This is a genomic window from Streptococcus sp. A23, assembly GCF_043674155.1.
Classification (GTDB): domain Bacteria; phylum Bacillota; class Bacilli; order Lactobacillales; family Streptococcaceae; genus Streptococcus; species Streptococcus suis_V.
In genome coordinates, this window is the sequence record NZ_JBIMJP010000001.1 from 229,978 (window position 1) to 254,962 (window position 24,985).

Annotated in this window: 21 protein-coding genes; 16 read left to right on the top strand and 5 right to left on the bottom strand. The window is 43.7% G+C overall.

Annotation, left to right across the window (positions count from 1 at the left end; genetic code table 11):
• The first annotated feature begins 129 nt into the window (after window positions 1-129).
• From ACHBIE_RS01250 to ezrA, 8 genes are all read left to right on the top strand, one after another.
• A complete protein-coding gene (locus tag ACHBIE_RS01250; RefSeq protein ID WP_105110979.1) occupies window positions 130-999 on the top strand; it encodes a phosphate ABC transporter substrate-binding protein PstS family protein in 870 nt (289 codons plus the stop codon).
• 2 nt (window positions 1,000-1,001) lie between these two features.
• Entirely contained in the window at window positions 1,002-1,919 is a 918-nt protein-coding gene (pstC, locus tag ACHBIE_RS01255; protein WP_105123235.1) for a phosphate ABC transporter permease subunit PstC, read from the top strand.
• Complete coding sequence (pstA, locus tag ACHBIE_RS01260) at window positions 1,909-2,796, top strand: phosphate ABC transporter permease PstA (RefSeq protein WP_105123236.1); 888 nt, start codon at window positions 1,909-1,911, stop codon at window positions 2,794-2,796. Before pstC ends, pstA begins: the two co-directional genes overlap by 11 nt.
• A 24-nt stretch (window positions 2,797-2,820) precedes the next feature.
• Window positions 2,821-3,624 carry a phosphate ABC transporter ATP-binding protein PstB gene (gene pstB, locus ACHBIE_RS01265; protein WP_105123237.1) on the top strand — a complete coding sequence of 268 codons (804 nt, stop codon included), beginning with the start codon at window positions 2,821-2,823 and terminating at the stop codon, window positions 3,622-3,624.
• Between the two features lie 12 nt (window positions 3,625-3,636).
• Complete coding sequence (gene pstB / locus ACHBIE_RS01270) at window positions 3,637-4,395, top strand: phosphate ABC transporter ATP-binding protein PstB (RefSeq protein WP_105110975.1); 759 nt, start codon at window positions 3,637-3,639, stop codon at window positions 4,393-4,395.
• Window positions 4,396-4,425: 30 nt separating this feature from the next.
• Window positions 4,426-5,082, top strand: a complete 657-nt coding sequence (phoU, locus tag ACHBIE_RS01275; protein ID WP_105123238.1) for a phosphate signaling complex protein PhoU — start codon at window positions 4,426-4,428, stop codon at window positions 5,080-5,082.
• Between the two features lie 404 nt (window positions 5,083-5,486).
• Entirely contained in the window at window positions 5,487-7,439 is a 1,953-nt protein-coding gene (gene gyrB / locus ACHBIE_RS01280) for a DNA topoisomerase (ATP-hydrolyzing) subunit B (protein WP_105110973.1), read from the top strand.
• Between the two features lie 98 nt (window positions 7,440-7,537).
• Window positions 7,538-9,262 (top strand): septation ring formation regulator EzrA, encoded by a 1,725-nt coding sequence (ezrA, locus tag ACHBIE_RS01285; RefSeq protein ID WP_394732505.1) that lies wholly within the window; start codon window positions 7,538-7,540, stop codon window positions 9,260-9,262.
• A gap of 212 nt (window positions 9,263-9,474) precedes the next feature.
• Here the strand turns inward: ezrA and ACHBIE_RS01290 are convergent, their stop codons facing one another.
• Window positions 9,475-11,670 carry an LTA synthase family protein gene (locus ACHBIE_RS01290; RefSeq protein WP_394732545.1) on the bottom strand — a complete coding sequence of 732 codons (2,196 nt, stop codon included), beginning with the start codon at window positions 11,668-11,670 and terminating at the stop codon, window positions 9,475-9,477.
• Between the two features lie 194 nt (window positions 11,671-11,864).
• On the opposite strand from ACHBIE_RS01290, the gene ACHBIE_RS01295 reads away from it, so the two are divergent.
• The 7 genes from ACHBIE_RS01295 (at window position 11,865) to ACHBIE_RS01325 (ending at window position 18,403) form a co-directional block, all read left to right on the top strand.
• Window positions 11,865-13,025 carry a class I SAM-dependent rRNA methyltransferase gene (locus tag ACHBIE_RS01295; protein ID WP_394732506.1) on the top strand — a complete coding sequence of 387 codons (1,161 nt, stop codon included), beginning with the start codon at window positions 11,865-11,867 and terminating at the stop codon, window positions 13,023-13,025.
• Window positions 13,022-13,696, top strand: coding sequence for a type I 3-dehydroquinate dehydratase (aroD, locus tag ACHBIE_RS01300; protein WP_105160665.1), 675 nt, complete (start codon window positions 13,022-13,024; stop codon window positions 13,694-13,696). The genes ACHBIE_RS01295 and aroD overlap by 4 nt, the downstream gene beginning before the upstream one ends.
• A gap of 1 nt (window position 13,697) precedes the next feature.
• Window positions 13,698-14,864 carry a chorismate synthase gene (gene aroC, locus ACHBIE_RS01305; RefSeq protein ID WP_394732507.1) on the top strand — a complete coding sequence of 389 codons (1,167 nt, stop codon included), beginning with the start codon at window positions 13,698-13,700 and terminating at the stop codon, window positions 14,862-14,864.
• A 7-nt stretch (window positions 14,865-14,871) separates the two neighbouring features.
• Window positions 14,872-15,975 (top strand): prephenate dehydrogenase, encoded by a 1,104-nt coding sequence (locus tag ACHBIE_RS01310; RefSeq protein WP_105137178.1) that lies wholly within the window; start codon window positions 14,872-14,874, stop codon window positions 15,973-15,975.
• 9 nt (window positions 15,976-15,984) lie between these two features.
• A complete protein-coding gene (locus tag ACHBIE_RS01315) occupies window positions 15,985-16,323 on the top strand; it encodes a YlbF/YmcA family competence regulator (RefSeq protein WP_105110968.1) in 339 nt (112 codons plus the stop codon).
• A 53-nt stretch (window positions 16,324-16,376) separates the two neighbouring features.
• Window positions 16,377-16,988 (top strand): DUF3885 domain-containing protein, encoded by a 612-nt coding sequence (locus ACHBIE_RS01320; protein WP_394732508.1) that lies wholly within the window; start codon window positions 16,377-16,379, stop codon window positions 16,986-16,988.
• A 728-nt stretch (window positions 16,989-17,716) separates the two neighbouring features.
• Window positions 17,717-18,403, top strand: coding sequence for a hypothetical protein (locus tag ACHBIE_RS01325; RefSeq protein WP_394732509.1), 687 nt, complete (start codon window positions 17,717-17,719; stop codon window positions 18,401-18,403).
• 38 nt (window positions 18,404-18,441) lie between these two features.
• Here ACHBIE_RS01325 and ACHBIE_RS01330 read toward each other — a convergent pair whose 3' ends face one another.
• Window positions 18,442-19,035, bottom strand: coding sequence for a DUF1361 domain-containing protein (locus ACHBIE_RS01330; RefSeq protein ID WP_394732510.1), 594 nt, complete (start codon window positions 19,033-19,035; stop codon window positions 18,442-18,444).
• A gap of 150 nt (window positions 19,036-19,185) precedes the next feature.
• Window positions 19,186-19,779: a DUF1361 domain-containing protein gene (locus ACHBIE_RS01335; RefSeq protein WP_394732511.1), complete on the bottom strand. Its 594-nt coding sequence runs from the start codon at window positions 19,777-19,779 to the stop codon at window positions 19,186-19,188.
• A 145-nt stretch (window positions 19,780-19,924) separates the two neighbouring features.
• Here ACHBIE_RS01335 and metG point away from each other — a divergent pair, with 145 nt between their 5' ends.
• Window positions 19,925-21,931, top strand: coding sequence for a methionine--tRNA ligase (metG, locus tag ACHBIE_RS01340; protein ID WP_394732547.1), 2,007 nt, complete (start codon window positions 19,925-19,927; stop codon window positions 21,929-21,931).
• Window positions 21,932-21,971: 40 nt separating this feature from the next.
• Here the strand turns inward: metG and ACHBIE_RS01345 are convergent, their stop codons facing one another.
• Together ACHBIE_RS01345 and ACHBIE_RS01350 are read right to left on the bottom strand one after the other, a co-directional pair.
• A complete protein-coding gene (locus ACHBIE_RS01345) occupies window positions 21,972-23,228 on the bottom strand; it encodes an ISL3 family transposase (protein WP_394732512.1) in 1,257 nt (418 codons plus the stop codon).
• A 200-nt stretch (window positions 23,229-23,428) separates the two neighbouring features.
• Window positions 23,429-24,976 carry a PucR family transcriptional regulator ligand-binding domain-containing protein gene (locus ACHBIE_RS01350; protein ID WP_105122872.1) on the bottom strand — a complete coding sequence of 516 codons (1,548 nt, stop codon included), beginning with the start codon at window positions 24,974-24,976 and terminating at the stop codon, window positions 23,429-23,431.
• Window positions 24,977-24,985 lie beyond the last annotated feature (9 nt).

Sequence of the window (24,985 nt, forward strand, 5' to 3'; positions counted from 1 at the left end):
AAGCAGATTATTTTTGCAACTTGTACGGTTATATGTTATAGTGGAATGGTGGAAAAATCTTGTAAATTCTATGTAAAAAATACATAAAATAGAGGAGATTCCACTGAAAAATGTAAAGGAAAAAACGACATGAAAAAAAAGCATAAGCTAGGTATTGCAGCTTTATTTTTAGTTTCTAGTTTGGCCCTTTCTGCTTGCTCGTCATGGATTGATCGTGGAGAATCCATTACAGCAGTAGGGTCGACAGCCCTCCAACCCTTGGTTGAGGCGGCAGCGGATGAATTTGGCTCTGTCAACATCGGTAAGTCTGTCAATGTCCAAGGTGGTGGTTCGGGTACTGGTTTGTCACAGGTTCAGTCAGGAGCTGTCCAAATTGGTAACTCAGACGTATTTGCTGAGGAGAAGGATGGGATTGATGCCAGCCAGCTGGTGGACCATCAAGTAGCAGTTGCAGGTCTAGCGGTCATTGTCAACGAAGAGGTGACAGTAGACGACATCTCGACAGAGGACTTGCGTAAAATCTTCACTGGTGAAATTACCAACTGGAAGGAGCTAGGTGGTAAAGACCTTCCAATTTCCATTATCAACCGTGCAGCAAGTTCGGGTTCTCGTGCGACCTTTGACGGCATCATCATGCAAGGTGAAAAAGCCATTCAAAGTCAGGAACAGGATTCAAACGGGATGGTTAAGTCCATTGTAGCCCAAACGCCAGGAGCGATTTCTTATTTGGCCTTTGCCTATCTAGATGAGTCAATTCATACCATTAAATTGAACGGGTTTGAACCGACGGCTGAAAATGTAGCGACCAACGACTGGCCAATCTGGGCTTACGAGCATATGTACACCAAGGGCGAGCCTGAAGGTTTGACCAAGGAATTCTTGGACTACATGTATTCAGAAGAAGTCCAAGAAGGTATCGTTGTCAGCATGGGCTATATTTCTATGAATGCCATGAAAGTTGAAAAGACAGCTGATGGCGTGGTCACAGAGAAGGAGTAGAAATGAAAAATCAACAACTTGAAAAAGAATTGTCAACCCCTTCCAAGAACTCTCGTTTAGAGAAATTTGGTCAAATTTTGACCTTCCTTTGCTTGAGCTTGATTGTCTTCATCGTTGCCATGATTTTGATTTTCGTGGCCCAACGCGGACTTTCGACCTTCTTTGTGGATGGCATTAGCATTGTAGATTTCTTGTTCGGTGACAAGTGGGAACCGGCATCCAAAACTTTTGGTGCCCTACCAATGATTTCTGGTTCCTTTATCGTTACCATCCTGTCAGCAGTGATTGCAACGCCGATTGCTATCGGAGCAGCAGTCTTTATGACAGAGATTTCACCAAAACGTGGTGCTAAGATTCTCCAGCCAGTTATCGAATTGCTAGTCGGTATTCCATCAGTAGTTTATGGTTTCATCGGTTTGCAGGTGGTGGTACCCTTTGTCCGCTCCATCTTTGGCGGGACAGGTTTTGGTATCTTGTCAGGTGTATTCGTACTCTTCGTCATGATTTTGCCAACTGTAACCTTTATGACAGTGGACAGCTTGAAGGCCGTTCCTCGTCACTACCGTGAGGCAAGTTTGGCCATGGGTGCGACGCGTTGGCAGACTATCTGGCGCGTTATACTGAACGCAGCTAAACCAGGTATTTTTACAGCTGTTATCTTCGGTATGGCCCGTGCATTTGGTGAGGCCTTGGCTATTCAGATGGTGGTGGGTAACTCAGCGGTTATCCCAACGTCCTTGACAACACCTGCTGCGACCCTGACCTCTGTCTTGACCATGGGTATCGGTAACACGGTAATGGGAACGGTCCAGAACAACGTCCTCTGGTCACTGGCCCTTGTCTTGCTCTTGATGAGCTTGGTCTTCAATATGATTATGAAATTTATTACGAGAGAGGGTAAGAAAAACTATGCACGCTAAGAAAATGGATAAACTGGCGACTGGTATTCTTTACTCTATCGCTACAGTTATCGTCGTTATTTTGACAGCCCTTATCCTCTTTATCCTATTAAGAGGGTTGCCTCATGTAGACTGGCATTTCTTGACCAGCAAGTCATCTTCCTATAAAGCAGGTGGTGGTGTTGGTATCCAACTCTACAATTCCTTCTTCCTCTTGGTTGTAACGCTTTTGATTTCAGTTCCTCTGTCAACTGGTGCTGGTATCTACCTAGCGGAATATGCTAAGAAAGGTCCGTTGACCAACTTTATCCGTACCTGTATTGAAATCTTGTCCTCTCTGCCATCGGTAGTCGTTGGTTTGTTTGGTTACTTGATTTTCGTTGTCCAGTTTGAATATGGTTTCTCTATCATCTCAGGTGCCTTGGCCCTGACTGTATTCAACCTGCCACAGATGACCCGTAACGTTGAGGATAGCCTGCGCCACGTTCACCATACACAACGTGAGGCCGGTTTGGCCCTTGGGTTGTCACGCTGGGAAACCGTTCTCCACGTGGTCATTCCTGAGGCTTTGCCAGGTATTGTTACTGGTATTGTCCTTGCATCCGGTCGTATCTTCGGTGAAGCAGCAGCTCTGATTTATACCGCTGGTCAATCAGCTCCGGCCCTTGATTGGTCCAACTGGAACCCGCTCAGCGTTACCAGCCCGATTTCGATTTTCCGTCAGTCAGAAACCCTAGCGGTTCATATCTGGAAGGTCAACAGTGAGGGAACGATTCCTGATGCGACACAAGTATCTGCAGGTTCTGCAGCCATCCTCTTGGTATTTATCTTGATTTTCAACCTTTCTGCCCGTTATATCGGTAAGAAACTTCATGCGAAAATGACTTCTGCAGCATAAGCAGTCGACTTATAAGGAGAAAAAATGGCAGAATATAACTGGAATGAACGCCATATCATTACCTTCCCAGAAGAAAAAATTGCCCTTTCGACAAAGGATGTACATGTTTACTACGGTAAAAATGAGGCTATCAAGGGCATTGATATGCAGTTCGAGAAAAATAAAATCACAGCCTTGATTGGTCCGTCAGGTTGTGGGAAATCGACTTACCTTCGCAGTCTCAATCGGATGAATGATACCATTGATATTGCCAAGGTAACCGGCCAAATCCTCTATGAAGGAATTGACATTAACAAGCCAAACATGAACGTTTACGAAATCCGTAAGCACATCGGTATGGTTTTCCAACGTCCCAACCCATTTGCTAAGTCCATCTACAAAAACATTACCTTTGCCCATGAGCGTGCAGGTGTCAAGGACAAGCAAGTCTTGGATGAAATCGTGGAAAACTCGCTCAAGCAAGCAGCCCTCTGGGACCAGGTCAAAGACGATTTGCACAAGTCAGCCTTTACCTTGTCAGGTGGTCAGCAGCAACGCCTCTGTATCGCGCGTGCTATCTCTGTAAAACCACAGATTTTGCTTATGGATGAGCCAGCTTCAGCCCTGGACCCAATTGCGACGATGCAGTTGGAAGAAACCATGTTTGAACTCAAGAAGAATTATACGATTATCATCGTGACTCACAACATGCAACAAGCAGCCCGGGCCAGCGATTATACAGCCTTCTTCTACCTGGGTGATTTGATTGAGTATGATAAGACATCAAACGTCTTCCAAAATGCCAAACTCAAGTCAACCAGCGACTACGTTTCAGGACACTTCGGATAGAAAGGAGACACCATGACAACACCTATTTTACAAGTAAAAGATTTGTCTGTTTACTACAATAAGAAAAAGGCTTTGAACAGCGTCTCTATTGATTTCTACCCAAATGAGATTACAGCCTTGATTGGTCCCTCAGGTTCTGGTAAATCAACGCTTTTGCGGTCTATCAACCGTATGGGCGATTTGAACCCAGAAGTAACCTTGACAGGAGCTATTGATTACAACGGCAAGAATATTTATAGTCCACGCACAGATACTGTTGACTTGCGCAAGGAAATCGGGATGGTCTTTCAGCAACCCAACCCATTCCCAATGACCATTTATGAGAATGTTGTCTATGGTCTTCGTATCAATGGTATCAAGGATAAGGCCGTCTTGGATGAGGCAGTAGAACGTTCGCTCAAAGGTGCTTCTATCTGGGATGAGGTCAAGGATCGTCTCCATGACTCGGCCTTGGGTTTGTCAGGTGGTCAGCAGCAACGTGTTTGTGTGGCCCGTGTATTGGCAACCAGTCCTAAGATTATTTTGATGGATGAGCCTACCTCGGCCCTTGACCCGATTTCGGCTGGTAAGATTGAAGATACGCTCTATGGCTTGAAAGAAAAGTACACCATGGTTCTGGTTACCCGTTCTATGCAGCAGGCGTCCCGTATCTCAGACCGTACTGGTTTCTTCTTGGATGGCGACTTGATTGAGTACAATAAAACCAAGGAAATGTTCTTGAATCCAGCTCACAAGGAAACCGAAGACTATATTACTGGTAAATTCGGTTAATCTTCATTTAGATATAGAAAAGAGATATATATGTTAAGAGCACAATTTGAAGAAGAATTAGGAAAATTGCATAATCAATTCTATGCCATGGGGAACGAAGTACAGGCGCAAATCAACAATGCAGTCCGTGCCTTTACAACTCATGACCGTGAATTGGCTAAGGAAGTCATCGAGGCAGATAGCAAAATCAATGAGTTTGAAGTCAAACTTGAGAAAAAGTCACTTGAAATCATTGCCTTGCAACAGCCTGTATCAACAGACTTGCGCCGTGTTATCACTGTCTTGAAGGCAACCAGCGACTTGGAGCGTATGGGAGACCATGCTGTTTCTATCGCCAAGGCGACTATCCGCATGAAGGGTGAAGTTCGTATCCAGATTGTTGAAGATGAAATCAAGAAGATGGGTAAAGAAGTCCGTAATCTGGTAGAAGCGGCTCTGGATCTCTACTTGAATGCATCAGAAATCGAAATAGCCTACGAAGTGGCAGCTCGTGATGAAATCATCAATAATTTCTACGCGACAATCCAGGAATTGACCACTGAAGAAATCAAGAAAAATCCGGACGCTTTGATTGCCGGACGTGATTACTTCCAAGTCTTGACCTACCTGGAGCGTGTAGGGGATTACGCGAAAAATATCTGTGAGTGGATGGTCTATCTCCGCACAGGTGATATCACAGAATTGTAAGAATAGCATAAACTATTGAAGTCTTTAGCATCCGTCTAGAGGCTTTTTTCTTGGGTTCTGTGTCTTGATTGTTGGGGTGAGAGTTAGGGTCTGCTTCTCAGGGGAATTGTCTGCTTTTAGTAGGAATTGGCGCTAAAATATGGTATAATGAAGGGTATTCGTTAGAATGTTTTAATACTCTTCGAAAATCAAAAATATCCGTCGTCAAGCGCATTGGTGAGTGAAAAGCCCCGGGGGAGGTTTTCAGCCTGTCGCCTTGAAACGAGAGAACGACAGAGTTCTACCTTCGGCGTTTTTGAGGCGAACAAGTTCGCTCTATTTCCAGCCTTCAACTGTTCCCCAAACAGTTGAAGCTAGGCTAGATTGATTTTCATTAAGTATAACTAGAAAAATAAGGGATGAACATGACAGAAGAAATCAAAGATTTACAAGAAAAAGCCCAGGAATATGATGCCAGTCAAATTCAGGTCCTAGAGGGACTGGAGGCTGTTCGCATGCGTCCGGGTATGTATATCGGGTCTACTTCTAAAGAAGGCCTCCACCACCTGGTTTGGGAAATCGTCGACAACTCGATTGACGAGGCACTGGCAGGCTTTGCCAGCAAGATTGAAGTCTTTATTGAGCCGGATAATTCGATTACGGTTGTTGACAATGGCCGTGGTATCCCGGTTGATATTCAGGAAAAAACAGGTCGTCCGGCCGTTGAGACAGTCTTTACCGTTCTCCACGCCGGTGGTAAATTTGGCGGTGGTGGCTACAAGGTGTCAGGTGGTTTGCACGGTGTAGGTTCATCGGTCGTCAATGCCCTGTCTACCCAGCTGGATGTCCATGTCTATAAAAATGGTCAGGTATATTATCAAGAATACCGTCGTGGTGAAGTGGTAGATGATTTGAAGGTCATTGGTGAGACAGACCGCAATGGTACTACCGTTCACTTTATTCCAGACCCAGAAATCTTCACGGAAACGACCGAGTTTGACTTTGCTAAGCTCAATAAACGTATCCAGGAATTGGCCTTCCTCAACCGTGGTTTGCAGTTGACCATCAGCGATAAGCGTGAGGGGCAGGAGCAGACCAAGGAGTACCACTATGAGGGCGGTATTGCCTCTTACGTGGAATATCTCAATGAAAATAAGGATGTCATCTTTGAGACGCCGATTTACACAGACGGTGAGATGGACGACATCACCGTCGAAGTGGCCATGCAGTACACGACCAGCTACCATGAAAATGTGGTCAGCTTTGCCAACAATATCCATACCCATGAAGGCGGTACCCATGAGCAAGGTTTCCGTACGGCCCTGACTCGTGTTATCAATGACTATGCTAAGAAAAATAAAATCCTCAAGGAAAATGAGGACAATCTGACTGGTGAGGATGTTCGTGAGGGTCTGACCGCCGTTATCTCTGTCAAGCACCCTGGACCGCAGTTTGAAGGTCAGACCAAGACCAAGCTGGGCAACAGCGAAGTTGTTAAAATCACCAACCGTCTCTTCTCAGACGCCTTTGCGGAGTTTCTTTTGGAAAATCCACAAATTGCCCGTCGAATTGTAGAAAAAGGCATTCTGGCCAGCAAGGCTCGTATTGCTGCCAAGCGGGCGCGTGAAGTCACCCGTAAGAAGTCAGGTTTGGAGATTTCCAACCTGCCTGGTAAATTGGCTGATTGTTCGTCAAATGACGCGACTAAGACAGAGCTCTTTATCGTCGAAGGGGATTCGGCTGGTGGTTCGGCTAAATCTGGTCGTGACCGTGAGTTCCAGGCCATTCTGCCTATCCGTGGTAAGATTTTGAACGTGGAAAAGGCCAGCATGGATAAAATCCTGGCCAACGAAGAAATCCGTAGTCTCTTTACAGCTATGGGGACTGGTTTTGGGGCAGATTTTGATGTTGAGAAAGCTCGCTACCAAAAATTGGTCATTATGACCGATGCCGATGTCGACGGAGCTCATATCCGAACCCTTCTCTTGACCCTCTTTTACCGTTACATGCGTCCGATTGTCGAAGCGGGTTACGTCTATATTGCCCAGCCACCAATCTATGGTGTCAAGGTCGGAAGTGAGATTAAGGAATACATCCAACCAGGAGCCAATCAAGAACAAGAACTCCAGGCAGCCTTAGAAAGACATAGTACAGGACGTTCCAAGCCAACCATTCAGCGGTACAAAGGTTTGGGAGAAATGGACGATCACCAGCTCTGGGAAACAACCATGAATCCTGAAAATCGTCTTATGGCACAAGTTTCAGTAGATGATGCTGCTGAGGCAGATAAAATCTTTGATATGTTGATGGGAGACAAGGTTGAACCCCGTCGCGAGTTTATCGAGGAAAATGCGGTTTACTCAACATTGGATATTTAGAACATATTCACTGAAAAAAATTGTGCACTAGCTAGCAATATATGGTATAATAAGGCGATATATTCTAGTAAATTACTATACTATCTAAGGAGAACTACATGTCTAAAGGAACAATCTATTTAATCGTAGCGATTGTTGTTATATTAATTGTTGCCTATGTAGCCTGCCTTATTATCCGAAAGAAAAACGAGCAAAAGTTGCTTCAATTGGAGGATCGTAAGGAAGAGCTATTCAACCTACCAGTGAACGATGAAGTTGAGCAAGTTAAGACCTTGCACTTGATTGGTCAGAGTCAAATTTCCTTCCGCGAGTGGAATCAAAAATGGGTGGATCTTTCCCTCAATTCATTTGCAGATATTGAGAACCATATTTTTGAAGCAGAAGGGTTTAACAATGCTTTCCGCTTTGTCAGCACAAAGAATGCTATTGACAGCATTGAGAGCCAGATTGACCTGATTGAAGAAGATATCACGTCAATCCGTCAAGGCTTGGCAGAGCTTTCCGAACAAGAAGAGAAAAATACTGGTCGTGTCAAATACGCCTTGGATATGTTTGAAGAATTGCAGGCAACTCTGCAGAAAAATTCAGGCAAGTACGGCGATACACTTCCAGAGCTTGAAAAGCAAGTTAAGAATATCGAAGTGGAATTTTCAGAATTCGTTATGCTCAATTCTTCTGGTGATCCGCTTGAGGCAGCTGAAATTCTGAACAAGACAGAGGAGCACATGATTGCCCTCAATCAAATCATGGATCTAATCCCTGCCTTGGTGGAGAAAGTGGATGTAGACTTCCCAGAGCAGTTGGAAGATTTGGAGTCTGGTTACCGTAAGTTGGTTGAGCAGAATTACCTGTTCACAGAGACGGACATTGAGTCGACTTTCCAGGAAATCCGTGTTGCTATTCGTGAAAATTCAGCCCTCATCGTGTCATTTGATTTGGATGTGGCTGAGGCTGAAAATACCCACATTCAAGAGCGCATTGACCATCTCTATGATGTATTCCAGAAGGAAATTGATGCTCACAAAGAGACAGTTAAAATCAGCAAAACCCTACCCAAGTATTTGGAGCATATCCGCAGCAATTCAGATAAATTGACAGAAGAGGTTAACCTTCTTCAAGCTACCTACGTTTTGGCGGATAGCAAGGTTTCTCGTATTCAACAATTGGCAAATCGCTTGACATCACTGGATGCTGTTGTGACAGAAGGTGTTGAAGATTTGGACAATCCTCAGGTAGCCTATTCAATTCTTCAGGAGCGCTTGGAACATGCCCTTGCAAGTTTGAAAGAAATTGAAGAAGAGCAGCTAGTCTTGGCAGACTATCTCAAGACCCAAGAGGATTCAGAAAAATCGGCTCGTATCAAAGCAAATCTCTACATTCATAAGCTGCACACCCTGAAACGCTTTATGGAAAAACGAAATCTTCCTGGTATTCCAGAATATTTCCTTTCAAGTTTCTTCCGTACCAGCGATCAGGTGGAAGCTTTGGCGGCAGAGTTAGAGTATTCAAAAATCAATATTGAAATCATTAATCGATTGTTGGAGAATGCGACCTATGATATGGAAAAATTAGAAGAAATTGCCTACTCAATCGTTCAGTATTCTACACTGACAGAGCAGTTGCTTCAGTATTCTAACCGCTACCGTTCATTCGACGAGAATATTCAAAAAGCCTTCAATCGTTCGCTTGCAATTTTTGAAAAAGATTTTGATTATCAAGCATCATTTGAAGAAATCTCATTTGCCTTGGAAGCAGTTGAACCAGGCGTTACAGAACGTTTTGTTCGTTCATACGAAAAGACTCGCGAAAGCATTCGTTATTAACAGAAGATTAAGGACTGAAGCAGTAGCTTCGGTCCTTGTTTGCGCTTTGGAGATTGCAGCGAAGCAATTGGATTAAGGTTGAAAGGACAGTTGTATAGGTGCAATCTGCATAGAAAAACTCCTCAGAATGGTCATTCTAAGGAGTAGTGAAATATGTCAACAGGTTTCAAATTAATGACACAGGGAAAGGAAGTTAGCTTATCTCCCATTTCCTAATTCCCTGCGCTGGTGCTGGTTTCCGTTGTTGTGTCAGAATCATCTGTGTTGCTGGAAGTTGTCGCACTTGTCTCAGCTGTTTCTTTATGCAATTCCTGATAGCTCGGTGCTTTAAAGAGACTGACGGTCGATTGTTTATTTTTTCGTGCCCAGAGGCTGGTTGACTCTTGACCAAGTGTTTCTTCTCTTTCTAGCAGTTTTTTCAGGGAATCTTGATAGGAATAAGTTGAAACATCTGGGAATCCGATATCGGTTTTTAAGAAACGGAAGAGATCGCCAGTTTGAATAGCATCGCTAGTTGCTAACTGAGAAGCTACCCGATTTTTTATATTTTCGATTTTAGCCAAAGTCGTTTCATCTGGATTGGTGAGTTCGATGCCACTATCGGTGTAGTAGAGCTTGCCAGCATAGGATGTATATTCTGGTGTAACAAAGGTATCTGCTGTTCGCATGGCAACAATCTGTTGTTTCTGCGGTGACAGTAAATCTTGTCCAACTTGTAGGAATTGATTGGTTTCAATGCCTAGTAAGTGCTCAATGGTTGGCAAGGAGTCTATCTCGCCACCGTAGGTATCAATGATTCGTCCCTCTGTCATTCCAGGTACCACAATCATGTAGGGAACCCGTTGTAACATGGCGTTGTCGTATTCGGACCAAGTTTCTGAGTCCTTGCCAATGAGGGCAGCCAAATCCGGGTTACGGGAATTAGAAATACCGTAATGGTCGCTGTAGAGGACAATGATAGAATTTTCGTAGAGGCCACTTTCTTTCAGGTAGTCAAAGAAAGCCTTGACTGCTGCATCGAGATAGTTTGCTGTCGCAAAGTAGCTATTGATGGTCGCATCCTCTCCCTTGGCCAGTGGGAAGCCGACTTCGTCTCCGCTCAAGCTGGTTGTAAAGGGATAGTGATTGGATACAAGAATGTATTTGGCGTAGAATGGTTGCTGGAGAAGTTCCAGATACTGAATGGAATCAGCCAGGACAACCTTGTCATTGAGCCCGTATTGGAAGGAATTTTCTTCCGTCGGTTCTGAGAAGTAGGAAATATCAAAGAAGTTGTTGTATCCCCAGCGCTTGTAAGTGTTGTTTCGGTTCCAGAAGGTGCCGCTATTTCCGTGGAAGACAGCTGAGTCGTAACCGGCCAACTTGGATAGGATATAGGGAGCAGCTTGCTGGCTATTGCTTCCCCCATACTGGACCATAAAGGAACCCTGGTCGAGTCCGAATAAGGATGTATCCATCATGGTCTCAGCATCGGAGGTTTTCCCCGCCTTGACCTGGTGGAAGAAGTTTGAGAAAGCAAGGGTAGAGTTGGAATGGTAGAGGGAGTTGAGGAAGGGAGTAACCTCGTATTCCTGGCCGTCGACCTCTAGTTTGTAATCAATGATGAACTGCTGTAGACTTTCCAGGTGCAGGTAGATGACATTTTTCCCCTTGGCCTTGCCAAAAAATTCAGGATTTGGTGCTGCATAATTGGTTTGGATGAAGCTTTGCACAGGCTCCAAATCGGCTGCGTTGGCACCGGAACGGTCCTTCTCCGCAGAATAGGTCTGGTTGGCATTATAGCTTAAGTAGGCTGGTAAGCCCAGGGCCCGAACGATATAGGTATTGGAAAAACCGCGGGACAAGAGCTCTGGGCGATCAATTTCTGCTAAGAATAGGTTGATCGAAAAAAGCAGAACAGATAGTGACGTTAGGGCCAGAGCCTGTTTCTGAGGGAAAACTGAACGGTCTAAGCTTATTTTTTTAGCGCGAATCAGGAAAATCAGACCAACAAAATCTAAGAAATAAACTAGGTCCCAGGGACGAAATAACTTGGTCACTGCTTGTCCCTTAAACCCTTCGGAAACGCTGGAAGATGCCAAAATAGTCGAGACGGAGAAGAAATCTGAAAATTCTCGGTAGTAGACGGCATTTGCGAACAGCCAGGCAAAGAGGAGGAAGTAAATTGTCCCTGCAGTTGCGTAAAAGAGCTTGCTATTTTTGATATAGAGGGCCAGCCCCAGCAGCAGCAGCCCCAGTGGAATAGGGTTGATAATGGCAATCAGCAACTGGTAGGGGTTGGATAGGTCCAGGTTAAAGTCAACAAAATAGGCCCACAAGGTCTTGAGCCAATAGCTGGTCAGGAGAGCAAGAATAAAAGCCAGTCGGCCACTCAGGTGCTGTTTCATCCATTGGCTAATCTTTTTCACCATTCTAAAGTCCTCTCTGTTCTTTCAAAAAATTTTATATGCTCCTTCACACCGAAGGCAGATTTAAAAACTGGCTCTATATAAGAGTTCCGGTCTGTGAATATAGGTTCTCATCATTATACCACATTTTCAAAACATACTTGAATTCTAGGAGTTTTTTTGTGAATCGAATAATTTTTTGGTATAATATTTCCATGAAATTGATTCTACATCCCAAAGCTGAAAAAAGGCTAAAAAGAGGACAGCATGGTCTCCTGGAACACGATTTTTTGGTTCAACCGGAGCTGGACAAGTGGGTGGAACTCTATAATCAAGCCAATCAGTTTATTGGTCAGGCCTATATTTCCAAAGAGAATAAGGGCTATGGCTGGTTGGTTAGTTCTACCAAGCAGGCAGTGACAGAGGAATGGTTTGTCAAACTCTTTGAGACCGCCAAATCTAAGCGGCAGGCCTATCTCCATTCTGAGCAGACGACTGCCTTCCGTCTCTTCAATCAAGATGGCGATGGTTTTGGTGGTTTTACAGTGGATTTGTATGCTGACTATGCTGTATTCTCCTGGTATAATTCCTTTGTTTATGGCATCAAAGAGGTGATTATTTCTGCCTTTAGCCAGGTTTATCAAGAGCTTGCAGGTGCCTATGAAAAGATTCGTTTTAAGGGATTGGATTATGAGAGTGCACATCTATACGGTCAGGAGGCTCCAGATACCTTTACGGTTTTGGAAAATGGTGTCCGCTATCAAGTTTTTATGAACGATGGATTGATGACGGGAATTTTTCTGGACCAGCATGAGGTCCGTGGCTCACTAATAGATGGTCTCGCAGCTGGAAAATCCCTGCTCAATATGTTTTCCTATACGGCAGCCTTCTCGATTGCAGCGGCTATGGGCGGAGCCAGCCGGACGACCTCTGTTGATTTGGCTAAGCGATCTCGGGAGCTGTCCCAGGCGCATTTTGAGGCAAATGGTGTGGATGTTGACCAACATAGCTTTGTGGTCATGGATGTTTTTGAATACTTCAAATATGCCAAGCGTAAGAGCTTGACCTACGATGTTATCGTTATTGATCCACCAAGCTTTGCCCGTAATAAAAAACAAACTTTTTCGGTTGCCAAGGACTACCATAAGCTGGTTAGTCAGGCGGTGGAGATTTTAGAGCCAAATGGTCATTTGATTTTGTCAACCAATGCGGCCAATCTTTCCCTGGAGAAATTCAAGGACCAGATTGAAAAAGGATTCGGCGCTGTCAAGCATCGCTATGTGACGACCTATCGTCTTCCGTCGGATTTTGTATACAATAAAAAAGATGAAAGTAGTAATTACCTTAAGGTCTTTACAATACAGGTGAAAAAATGAAAATAGTCGTTCCGATTATGCCTAGAAATTTGGAGGAAGTGGAAGCCTTAGACGTTGAGCGTCTGGCCGAGGCGGACTTGATTGAATGGCGGGCAGATTATCTGCAAAAAGAAGCTATCTTGACTCTTGCGCCTGCTATTTTTGAAAAATGCAATGGTAAGGAAGTGATTTTCACGGTTCGTACGACGCGTGAGGGTGGCTATCTGGACCTAGATGACCAGGAATATGTGGACTTAATCAAGGAAGTTGCTGGACTTTATCAGCCTGAGTACATTGATTTTGAATATTATTCATATAAGGCCGTCTTCGACCAGATGCTGGACTTTCCAAATTTGGTGCTGAGCTACCACAACTTTGAGGAGACACCGGCCAACTATCTGGAAATCATGTCTGAATTGACTAGTCTATCGCCAGCTGTTGTTAAGATTGCTGTGATGGCTAAGTCGGAGCAGGATGTTCTGGATGTGATGAACTACACACGAGGTTTCAAAACCCTCAATGCAGAGCAGACCTTTGCGACGATTTCCATGGGTGAGCTGGGTAAACTCACTCGCATCGCTGGTCACATAACTGGTTCATGCTGGACCTTTGCAAGTTTAGATGAGGTTTCTGCGCCTGGGCAAATGTCCCTGGCCAATACCCGCAAGTTTTTAGAGATTTTGGAGAATTAGGATGAGATATTTAACTGCTGGAGAGTCCCATGGACCACGTTTGACAGCTATTATTGAGGGAGTTCCTGCCGGCCTTCCATTGACTGCAGATGACATCAATGCGGACTTGATTCGCCGTCAGGGCGGTTACGGTCGCGGAAGTCGGATGAAAATCGAGACAGACCGTGTGGAAATCACGGCTGGTGTTCGTCATGGTAAGACGACTGGGGCACCGATTACGCTCAATGTGACCAACAAAGACCACCAGAAGTGGCTGGACATTATGGCAGTGGAAGATATTGAGGACAAGCTCAAGTCTAAACGCCGGATCAAGCATCCTCGTCCAGGTCATGCGGACTTGGTCGGCGGGATGAAATACCGTTTTGACGACCTTCGTAATTCCTTGGAGCGGTCATCTGCGCGTGAGACGACCATGCGGGTGGCGGTAGGTGCCGTTGCCAAGCGCATTTTGGCTGAGTTGGATATTGAAATTGCCAACCACGTTGTCGTCTTCGGTGGCAAGGAAATCGACGTTCCAGATGGTCTGACTGTTGCAGAAATTCGTGAATTGGCTGCTAAGTCTGAAGTATCCATTGTCAACCAGGAACGTGAGCAGGAAATCAAGGATTACATTGATCAAATCAAACGGGACGGAGACACGATTGGTGGTGTTGTCGAGACAGTTGTCGGTGGAGTGCCTGCTGGTCTTGGTTCCTATGTACAATGGGATAAAAAATTAGACGCAAAAATAGCACAGGCTATTGTGTCAATCAATGCATTCAAGGGAGCAGAATTTGGAGTAGGATTCCAAGCAGGTTATTTGAGAGGTAGCCAGGTCATGGACGAAATCCTGTGGAATGCAGAAGAGGGCTACACTCGCCGCACCAACAATCTCGGTGGTTTTGAGGGTGGCATGACCAATGGTCAGCCCCTGGTCATCAAGGGAGTGATGAAACCAATTCCGACCCTCTACAAGCCGCTTATGTCAGTGGATATTGACACTCACGAGCCTTACAAGGCGACGGTGGAGCGTTCCGATCCGACGGCTTTGCCAGCGGCGGGAGTGGTCATGGAGTCTGTTGTGGCGACAGTTCTTGCGACAGAAATCTTGGACAAGTTCTCATCTGATAACCTGGAAGAACTCAAGGCAGCTGTGGCTAGCCACCGTGACTATGTGAAGAATTTCTAGGAGTCTCATGACAAAAACGATTTATATTGCAGGCTTGGGTCTGATTGGGGCCTCTTTGGCCCTGGGTATTCGGAAGGCCCACCCAGATTACCGAATCATTGGCTACAATCGCGGTGAGCAATCGCGGCGCGTGGCTCTGGAGCGGGGCATGGTGGACCTGGCGACAGACAATTTTACCCAGTATGCAGGTCAGGCAGATGTGATTATCCTCTGTGTGCCTATCCAGCAGACTATCGAATTTATCAAAGAACTGAGCCAATTGGGCTTAAAAGAAAATGTCCTTGTGACTGACGCAGGTTCGACCAAGGTGGCCATTGTGGCAGCGGCTGAGGAATACCTGGCACCCAAAGGTATCAACTTTATTGGTGGACATCCCATGGCAGGTAGCCATAAATCGGGCGCTGAGGCGGCAGATAGCTTGCTCTTTGAAAATGCCTATTTTATCATGACGCCTTCTAGTCTGACCAAGCCAGATGCAGTGCCACGATTGACAGATTTGTTGTCGGGGACCGGTGCTCGTTTTGTGCAAATCGATGCAGAGGAGCACGACCGGGTGACCAGTCAGGTTTCCCATTTTCCTCACGTTTTGGCATCTAGTCTGATGAATCAGGCTGGGGACTATGCTCTGGACCATCCTTTCACTAATAATTTTGCGGCAGGTGGTTTCAGGGATATGACGCGGATTGCTGAGAGTGAGCCTGGCATGTGGACCAGTATTTTGGTGACCAATCCAGAGCCGATTCTGGGACGGATTGAGGAATTTAAGGCGAGGTTGGACCAAGTGGCTCAGCTATTGTCCACAAAAGACCAGGATGCTATCTGGGAGTTTTTCGACCATGGACGGAAGATGCGCAAGGCTATGGAAATTCATAAGCGGGCTGGTGTGGATTCCTTCTATGATTTGTTTATCAATGTTCCGGATGAGGAAGACACGGTCTTGAAGGTGCTGGAGGTCCTGCGAGGAATTTCTATCGTCAATATCCGTATCAACGAGGAAAACCGTGAGGATATTTACGGTATCTTGCAAATTACGTTTAAAAATAAGGAAGATTTGGAGGATGCTGCTGGACGGTTGCGTCAGCAGACGGACTACCAAATCCACCTAGATTAGGAGAAAATTATGTCAACAAATATCTATGATATTGCCAATGAATTGGAGCGTGCTATCCGCAATTTGCCTGAATACAAGGCGGTTGAAGCGGTTAAGGTGTCTGTGGAAGCCAATCCAGAAGCCAAGTCTATTTTGGAAGGCTATATTGAGTTCCAAAAGTCTATCCAGGCTAAATTGCAGGCTGGTGACATTCCGACTGAAGTGGACCAGAAAAAGATGTTGGACTTCAATAAGCAGGTTCAAGGTAACGCTCTTTTGACAGAGTACTTCAGCAAGCAACAGCAGTTGGGAACCTACGTGGCTGATTTGGAGCGGATTATCTTCACACCGCTGAATGAATTGTTATAAGAGAAATCAAGTATGTCATGAAAATGGCATGCTTTTTTGAAAGGTAGCAAACGATGATTTTTAATAACTGGATCGAGGAGTTTCGATTAGAAAACAAGCCATTGGTAGGTCCGTTTTTTTATGCGACCCCTCTGGCGCTCCGATTTGAGATTGGTCCTGCAGAGGAGGCTGAGACTCTTCCTAGAAAAGTTTATCTTGACCATGCTTATGCGCGTGCAGTTGAATTGATGGAGACTGCAGCTTCAGCATACGACTATGTGATTCTTTCGCTGCTTCGCCAGGAAGATAGGGAAATCGACTCTTACCTTTGGCATTTTACATCGAAATTTAACTTTAACAAGTGTCCTGAGCCTGAGCTGATAGAAGTGGAGGACTGGACGGGAGAAGTGCTAGTCTTTGAACGCTATCTTTTTCCGGTCGCTGACCAAGATTTGAAAGCTCTCTTGTGGGAGATTATCAAGGCTGACCATGGTGGCTTTAACTACCTTTCTGCTTCTGTTTGCTTCCTATCTAGTCAGGACAAGGTTCTGTATCATTGTTATGACGATAGGGGAGTGGATATCGCGGTGGTGGATGATGACAAGCGTCGTCAGCTTTTTACGGACTGCCATGACCTGCTTTTTGACTATGATATGGAGGAGATGGAGAGGAGGGTGGAGAGCTAGAAAACCTTGTTTTAAGATGATGTACACTATTGTTCATCTGCTAAAAAAACAAAAAGTTACAAGCTATAGAATCTCTAGAGATACTAAGGGTAAAGCAAGAGAAATGAGTTAAATTGCATTAAAGGATGGTCGTGCTGAAATTGAAACTATTTCATTTCAAACAGCACAAGCTATGATAGAATGGTAGGATTTGTACGATAAAGTTTATCAGTCAGATGAGTGACGTAGATTTATGAAAAAAATAATCGTTCCAGTTTTACAATATTCTTTTATTCCTATGTTAAATTTTTTATAGATTGAAGATGATAAAGTAAATTGAAATTATGAAGTTTGACAAATCAACCTTATTTATCAACCAAATTACTGGAGAAATATATTGTTCGTTTCTATTTCTTACATTTGCGATTTGATATCTGGTAGGCATTATTGCCATTGCGATAGCTTTCATATTCTTTCGTAGGAAATAGGAGGAAGGACAGATGGACAAAGTATTGCCTTGGTTTTTATCGTAAACTGTGCTTCCCTGTAATCATTGGTGCATTGGCAGGTGGTTTTGTCATTTTAAGCATATTGTTTGGCAGAAGGAAATAATGATATTTAAGCATTGCAAAAGAATGGAACCTATCGTAAAATGGTAGTATATTTCAGATATACAGGGAGGGGTTGCTGTGCCTTACCGTAAATTAACATCAAGAGATCGGTCTTTTATCAAAGGGTAGACGGACCGTTTGCTGAATCAGATGAATAGCAATGCGGCCTATTTGGGGACAGTTCAGACCTATGAAGCAGCCAAGGCTAGGGCCAACCAAGCCTATCTGGCAATGGAACTGGAAGATGACCCAGAGAAAAAGGTCCGACTGGCAAAATTGGTTGAAACCTATACTGCACAAGCCCAGGCTATATTGGACGAGTGGGAAGAAAAAAACAAACGAGCAGTGAAAACGACAAGAAATGTCAAGTTGTTCTTGTGGCTGACCGTTCTTTTTACACTCAGCTTTGTCTTTCCAGTCAATATCATTCTAGTCATTCTTTTTGCCGTTTGGTTTTATCGGAATTACCTTCGTTCTAGTAAATTCGACCGAGTGACTAAGACCGCAACTAACCATTCTTTGACAGAAGAGGAAAGGTTTGAAGACTGGTTGACAGAAAAGATTGTCACACTCAACAAAGACAAGCGGGAGTGGACTGAGGCTATGCTGACAAAATATGACAACTTAGATGACATAGCAGCAGGTATCGGTGAAATGGATGAGATAGATAAAGTGGCTGGTAAGAACCTTCTACACCGCTATCAGGACATTTTAACAGATATTGAAAAACTGCCAGATTCTGACCAGAAAACCTATTATTTGGATTTTCATCGGGAGATCATTGCCGACTTGGAAGATCTATTTCAACAACTCCATTTTGGATAAGAAAAACCGGTAACAGTACAAGGCTGTTGCCGGTTTTGTTATTCGTCAATGGAGAAGACCAAGACCATGATTTGAATAAAGGTAAAGCCCAGGATGAAAGGCAGGGCAGCCCAGGAAACGACTTCAATCAATTCACTGACAACTAGGCTTGGTCTGGTAAAGATGTCCCATGAATTGAGCCGTGCATAGCGTCCGATGTGAATGGCAAAGCTGGATAGAAGGGAAAGACCACCAATCAGAAACAGCCTGTTCCAGTAGGACTTGATAGAGAAGGCAGAGAAAATCAGCCGCAGGCTTTCCACGCCAGTCATGACCCCATAGAAAATACTTGGGACATAGAGCATAAAAAGGATCATGCTTTCCCGTTGCCAGAGTACAGTGTTTGCAAAATGCATATGGACGATGTCCGTCACCATATAAAAGGTATTAGGATAGAAAAAGAGCCAGATAAGGGCAGCAATGATTTTTATGTATTTAGACTTACTGTAGTTGGTGAGGATGGCAAAATCAAGTGCTACCAAAGCCAAAAACATATTCCAAGTCAAGTCTGGTGCGGTGACACCATAACGCTTTAGACCGGCAGCGATGATGAGGAAAAAAATATGAATAAAAACATTTTTCTTTGTAAACATGACAAACCTCTTTCTGTAAAATATAAAAGCTAGTATAACACATTCAGAAAGAAAAGTGGGACTAGGCATTGTATTGTTTGAACATGTTTAAGAATGGATTAAGTATTAGAAAACAAAAAAGAAACAGCTGAACTATTTCTTTCAACTCCTTTATTCATCAACGGCAAAGACCAAGACCATGACTTGAAGAAAAGTAACGCCCATAATAAATGGGAATGTTTCCCAAGAGATAGCTGCCAGCATAGAGTTTAAGACGATAAAAGGTTGGATGAACATATCCCAAGAATGAAGATTTGCAAAATATGCAACGTGAATAGCATAGCTAGAAGTTAACGCTAGAGACCCAATAACCGCAAGACGTAGTGCATAATTTCTAATTGAATATCCTTTGAAAATCAGTTCTACGCTTTCCACGCCAGCCATAATGCCAAATAAAATTGCAGGAATGGTCAACATGAAGAGTATCAAGCTGCTTTGTTCCCAAAGGGTATTGCTGGCCAGCTGGAGATTGGTTAGCTGGGTCACCATAAAGAAGGTGTTGGGATAGAAGAAGAGCCAAAATGGTGTCAGGAGGAGCTTGCTTGCCACATGGCTGTTTTCCTTGACTAAAATGGCCAAATCCAAGGCGATGAGGGCCATGGTCATATTGCCAATCAGGGGTGAATCCTGGGCTCCATATAAAAAGAGACCGACCACAATCAGTACATAAAATAGATGAATCAATAAATTCTTAGGAGAAAACATAGGAAACCTCAAACTTTTTCATAACTGTTTACTAGTATATCACATAGTGGAGGGTTTGGAATAGGAAGTCGCTTTGTTTTTGCATAAAAATGTGATAAAATAAAGCGTTTAGAAAAAGGTTTCATTAGCCTTCTGAAAGGATTATATCATGTCAAAAACACCGTTTTACATTACCACACCCATTTATTACCCGTCTGGAAAGCTCCATATCGGTTCGGCCTACACGACTATTGCCTGCGATGTCTTGGCTCGCTACAAGCGTCTCATGGGCCACGAGGTCTTCTATCTGACAGGGCTTGATGAGCACGGGCAAAAGATTGAGGAGAAGGCTAAAGAAGCAGGTCTGACACCTCAGGCCTACGTTGACGGCATGGCGGTTGGCGTCAAGGAACTTTGGAACTTACTAGACATCTCGTATGACAAGTTCATCCGCACGACCGATGATTACCACGAGGAAGTAGTGGCGGCTGTTTTTGAAAAATTGCTGGCGCAGGACGACATTTACTTGGGAGAGTATTCTGGTTGGTACTCCGTACCGGACGAGGAATTCTTCACCGAGAGCCAATTAGAAGAGGTCTTCCGAGATGAAAATGGCAAGGTAACAGGCGGTATCGCTCCCAGCGGTCACGAGGTTGCCTGGGTTTCAGAAGAATCCTACTTCCTTCGCCTCAGCAAGTATCAGGATAAGTTGGTCGAGTTCTTCAATGCTCACCCAGACTTTATCCAGCCAGATGGTCGCCTCAATGAAATCATGAAAAACTTCATCGAGCCAGGCTTGGAAGATTTGGCCGTATCCCGTACTTCATTTACCTGGGGCGTGCCCGTACCGTCAAATCCAAAGCACGTTGTCTATGTCTGGATTGATGCCCTACTCAACTACGCAACTGCCTTGGGCTATGGTCAGGAAGAAACAGCCAACTACGACAAGTTCTGGAATGGAACAGTTTACCATATGGTTGGCAAGGACATTCTTCGTTTCCACTCCATTTACTGGCCAATTATGCTCATGATGTTGGATATGAAGTTGCCAGACCGCTTGGTTGCTCATGGCTGGTTTGTCATGAAAGATGGCAAGATGTCTAAGTCTAAGGGCAATGTGGTTTATCCAGAAATGCTGGTCGAGCGTTTCGGTTTGGATCCGCTCCGTTACTACCTCATGCGTAGTCTACCAGTTGGCTCTGACGGCACCTTTACACCAGAAGATTATGTTGGTCGTATCAACTACGAACTAGCTAACGACCTTGGAAACTTGCTCAACCGTACCGTTGCTATGATTAACAAGTACTTCGGTGGTCAGGTACCGACTTTTGTTGCCAACGTGACAGATTTTGATGCGGACTTGGCGGCAGTAGTTGCTGACAACTTAGCAAGCTACCACAAATATATGGAAGCTGTTGACTACCCACGCGCCTTGGAAGCGGTATGGAATATCATCTCCCGTACCAACAAGTACATCGATGAAACAGCACCGTGGGTCTTGGCAAAAGAAGAAGCTGACCGTGACAAGTTGGCGGCGGTGATGGCTCACTTGACAGCAGGTCTTCGTGTGGTGGCTCACCTCATTCAGCCATTTATGATGACCACTTCAAATGCTATTATGGAACAGCTTGGTTTGGGAACAGAATTTGACCTTGAAAATCTTGACTTTGCAGGTCTTCCAGTTGGTTTGACAGTGGTAGAAAAAGGCACACCTATCTTCCCACGTCTGGATATGGAAGAGGAAATCGCCTATATCCAAGCCCAAATGGGTGGCAGCTCTTCTATTTCCCAAGAGGAAGAAAAAGAATGGGACCCAGCTGACGTGGAGCTCAAAAACGAGAAGGCCGCGATCAAGTTCGAGGACTTTGATGCGGTTGAAATCCGCGTGGCCGAAGTCAAGGAAGTTGCCAAGGTGGAGGGGTCTGATAAGTTACTCAAGTTCCGCTTGGACGCTGGTGACGGTCAGGATCGCCAAATCCTTTCTGGTATTGCCAAGTACTATCCAAACGAGCAGGAGTTGGTCGGCAAGAAAGTCCAAATCGTTGCCAACCTCAAGCCACGTAAGATGATGGGCTTGCTCAGCCAGGGCATGATCCTCTCAGCCGAACACGACGGCAATTTGACACTTTTAACAGTAGATCCATCTGTGCCAAGCGGCAGTCAGATTGGGTAAAAAAAGGGCTCTTTGTCAACTGTAGTGGGTAGACGAAAAGCTAACACCTAGAGAGGACGAAATTCGTTCTCTCATTTTTGATGTTCAAAGCAATATATATCTTGGTTTTAAAGTTCGTAAAGTTCCTAAAGCCGAACGCTTGCCTCTTGATGTCTTTGATGAGTTTATTGGTCGCTTCCAGCTTAGCGTTGGAATATGGAAGCACCATGGTGTTCGTGATGTACGTTTTATACTTTAGAAATGTCTTAAAAACAGTCCTAAAGGTTGGATTGACAAGATTCAGGTTGTCCTCTAGAAGCTCGAAGAAATGTTTCGAGTTCTTCTCTTGGAAATGGAAGAGAAGGACCTGGTAGAGTTCGTAATAGAATTTCAGTTCCACAGAGAAATTCAATGTCTTCTGGACAACCTCTCTCGGTGTTACTGTTTGCCCAAAAGTGCGAGAAAAGAAGCGATTCAGAGACAGTTTTCGACTATCTTTTTGGAGAATACGCCAGTGATTTTTCATGGATCGATAAGGTAGGGAACGCGTATCGAAAGTCTTCATAATATCAATTCTAGTCGTCATCATAGCACGGCTCAGGTGTTGGATAATGTGAAATCTATCAAGAACAATTTTCGCATTTGGAAATAACTGTTTGATGATAGGAATATAGCTACCCGACATGTCCACTGTTACGACCTCGACAGTTTCTCTGACCGCCCTAGGATACTTGTAGAAATAGTTCTTGATGGTGGTTTGGCGGTTGTTGTCAAGAATGGTCACAATCGATCTCGTCTCAAAATCCTGAGCAATAAAGGCGAGTTTTCCCTTGTTCCGACTAAATTCATCCCAGCTCAAGACTTTTGGTAATTTCATAAAATCATGCTCAAATTGAAATTGAGCCAGTTTCCTCTGGACAACTGACACGGAGATATGTAGTCTCCTAGCGATGGCTATATTGGTCATGTTTTCTGTATGGAGTTGTGTGATTTTCTCCCAAATAGGTTGGGAAATCTGACAGTTTTTCTTGACTAGAGGTGTCTCAGATACAGTCACTTTTTGGCAAGATTTGCATTGAAACCGTCGTTTCTTAAGCAAGAGGAGGGTCGGAAAGCCCTGACAATCCAAAATCGGAATCTTTGACGACTTTTGAAAATCGTACTTGATACACTTCCCTTGGCAATGAGGACAACCAGGGCTGTCGTAATCTAGCTTTGCCCTGATTTCTAGATGGGTCTGATGTTTCAAAATGAAGAGAATTTTGATGTTTTTGTCTTTGATTCCGATTAGTTCTGTGGTATGATAAAGCTGTTCCATATGAACCCTTTCTAATGAGTTGTTTAGTCGCTTTTCATTATAGGTCATATGGGACTTTTTTTCTACACTCAAAAAGGCTCCATAATCTCTACAGTGGATTTACCCACTACAGAAATTTTAGAGCTAAAAAAAGATGAAAAGGACTGTATCAATTGCAGTCCTTTTGTGTTGCTATGAAATGAGGAAGATTTTTTTGACTTTCACTTTTTATGACTCATAGTTAATAAAATACAGCCGATGGTGTAATTGATTAATTGTACATGATTTGATAAATCGATATTCAAGAGTTCTTTTACTTTGTTGATTCGATAGCGGATTGTTTTAGGGTGTAGAAATAGTTGGCGGGCTGTTGTTCCATAGTTCAATTGGTTGATAATGAAGCATTGGAATGTTTCAAAAAGTTCATATTTATGTTGAAATAATTCTTGTAAATTTTGCGGGATCAGTTGGTCATATTTGTCTGGAGGAATATTAATAAAATAGTCAAAGATTCCCAAATCATTTTTGACGAGTACCTTGCCTAGAGAAAATACATCATTGAATTCTTTCATATTGATACAAGTTGAAAAATTTTCATGTATCTGAGTGGAAGGTCCCGCTTGACTAAGATAATAATGAACCATGGGGAGCCTATCCAAGATACCTAGTAACTGTTCCTTTCGTAAAGCCGATTCAGTAGTGGGTATGTTCAGTAGATAGACAAGGGTATAATTGCTTTCATAGTAGATATTTTGAGTGGATAGTGCTTCGAACCACTTTTTGATAATTTGGATATCTGCTTTGGAAGCATTCGTTGGGAATGTAGCTAGTAAGACTTGATAGTAGTCGTGACTATGTAGGTGGATGTCATGAAGTAAGCCATCTAGTTCATACTCATCTTTGACAATACCGAATAGAATTGAAGAAACAGTCTTATTTCTATGTAGGAAGACTTCATTTTTTCTGTGGTAATCTGTGTCTAATTTTAAGAGCAACACTTCGATGAACTTCTCCAAAATAAGAATGATCGAGTGATCAATAGTGGGAGAGTGGAGAGATAGGATGAGTTCGAATCGCAGACTCTTTTCAGTACCATCTAAAAGCAGGTAGTAGGTTTCTTCTTTCCTGTTGGTCTTTATTTGTCGTAGTACATAGCGATTATGAGTAAAACTATTGCGTATATGTGTCTCCGTGTATAAACAGGACTCTTCATTGTGAAAATTGGCAGAGCTGAAGTGAAGGTTTAGTTCTGGAATTGTAATTGAGAAGGGCAAACCAATTAAATCAACAAAACTAGTGAACAGGTTTTCATAAGTATAGTTAAGATTGGTAAAACGGTTCAGTACGCGACTGGCATTGTAGTAACTTCTCAATAAGAAGGAATCATTGTTTAATAACGGCTCATGTATTGATAAAATGATGGATTCGTAAGAAGTAGTATAGGAAATCTCTACTAAGGGAATATTGTAGTCTTGGCATAGGCGGATAAAAAAATCAGGGACAAACTCAATAATTCGCTTGGTCTTAATAAAAATTCCACTGATTCCGATTTTAGAAACATTTGTAAAAAAATGTTCAATATCATTCAGTGATTTTGATTGAAATGCGACGAAAGAGGTCAGTAATATCTGATTTTTAACAGCCCACCGTTCAATATCTAATGCCTCAATGACCATAACAGATTCGATGGCTCTATCCAACGAAAGACTAGGAGTTAGTATCTTAGCCTCTTTATAAGTATTTTGAGTTAATAGTTCGCTCAATAACATAGGTTCTCC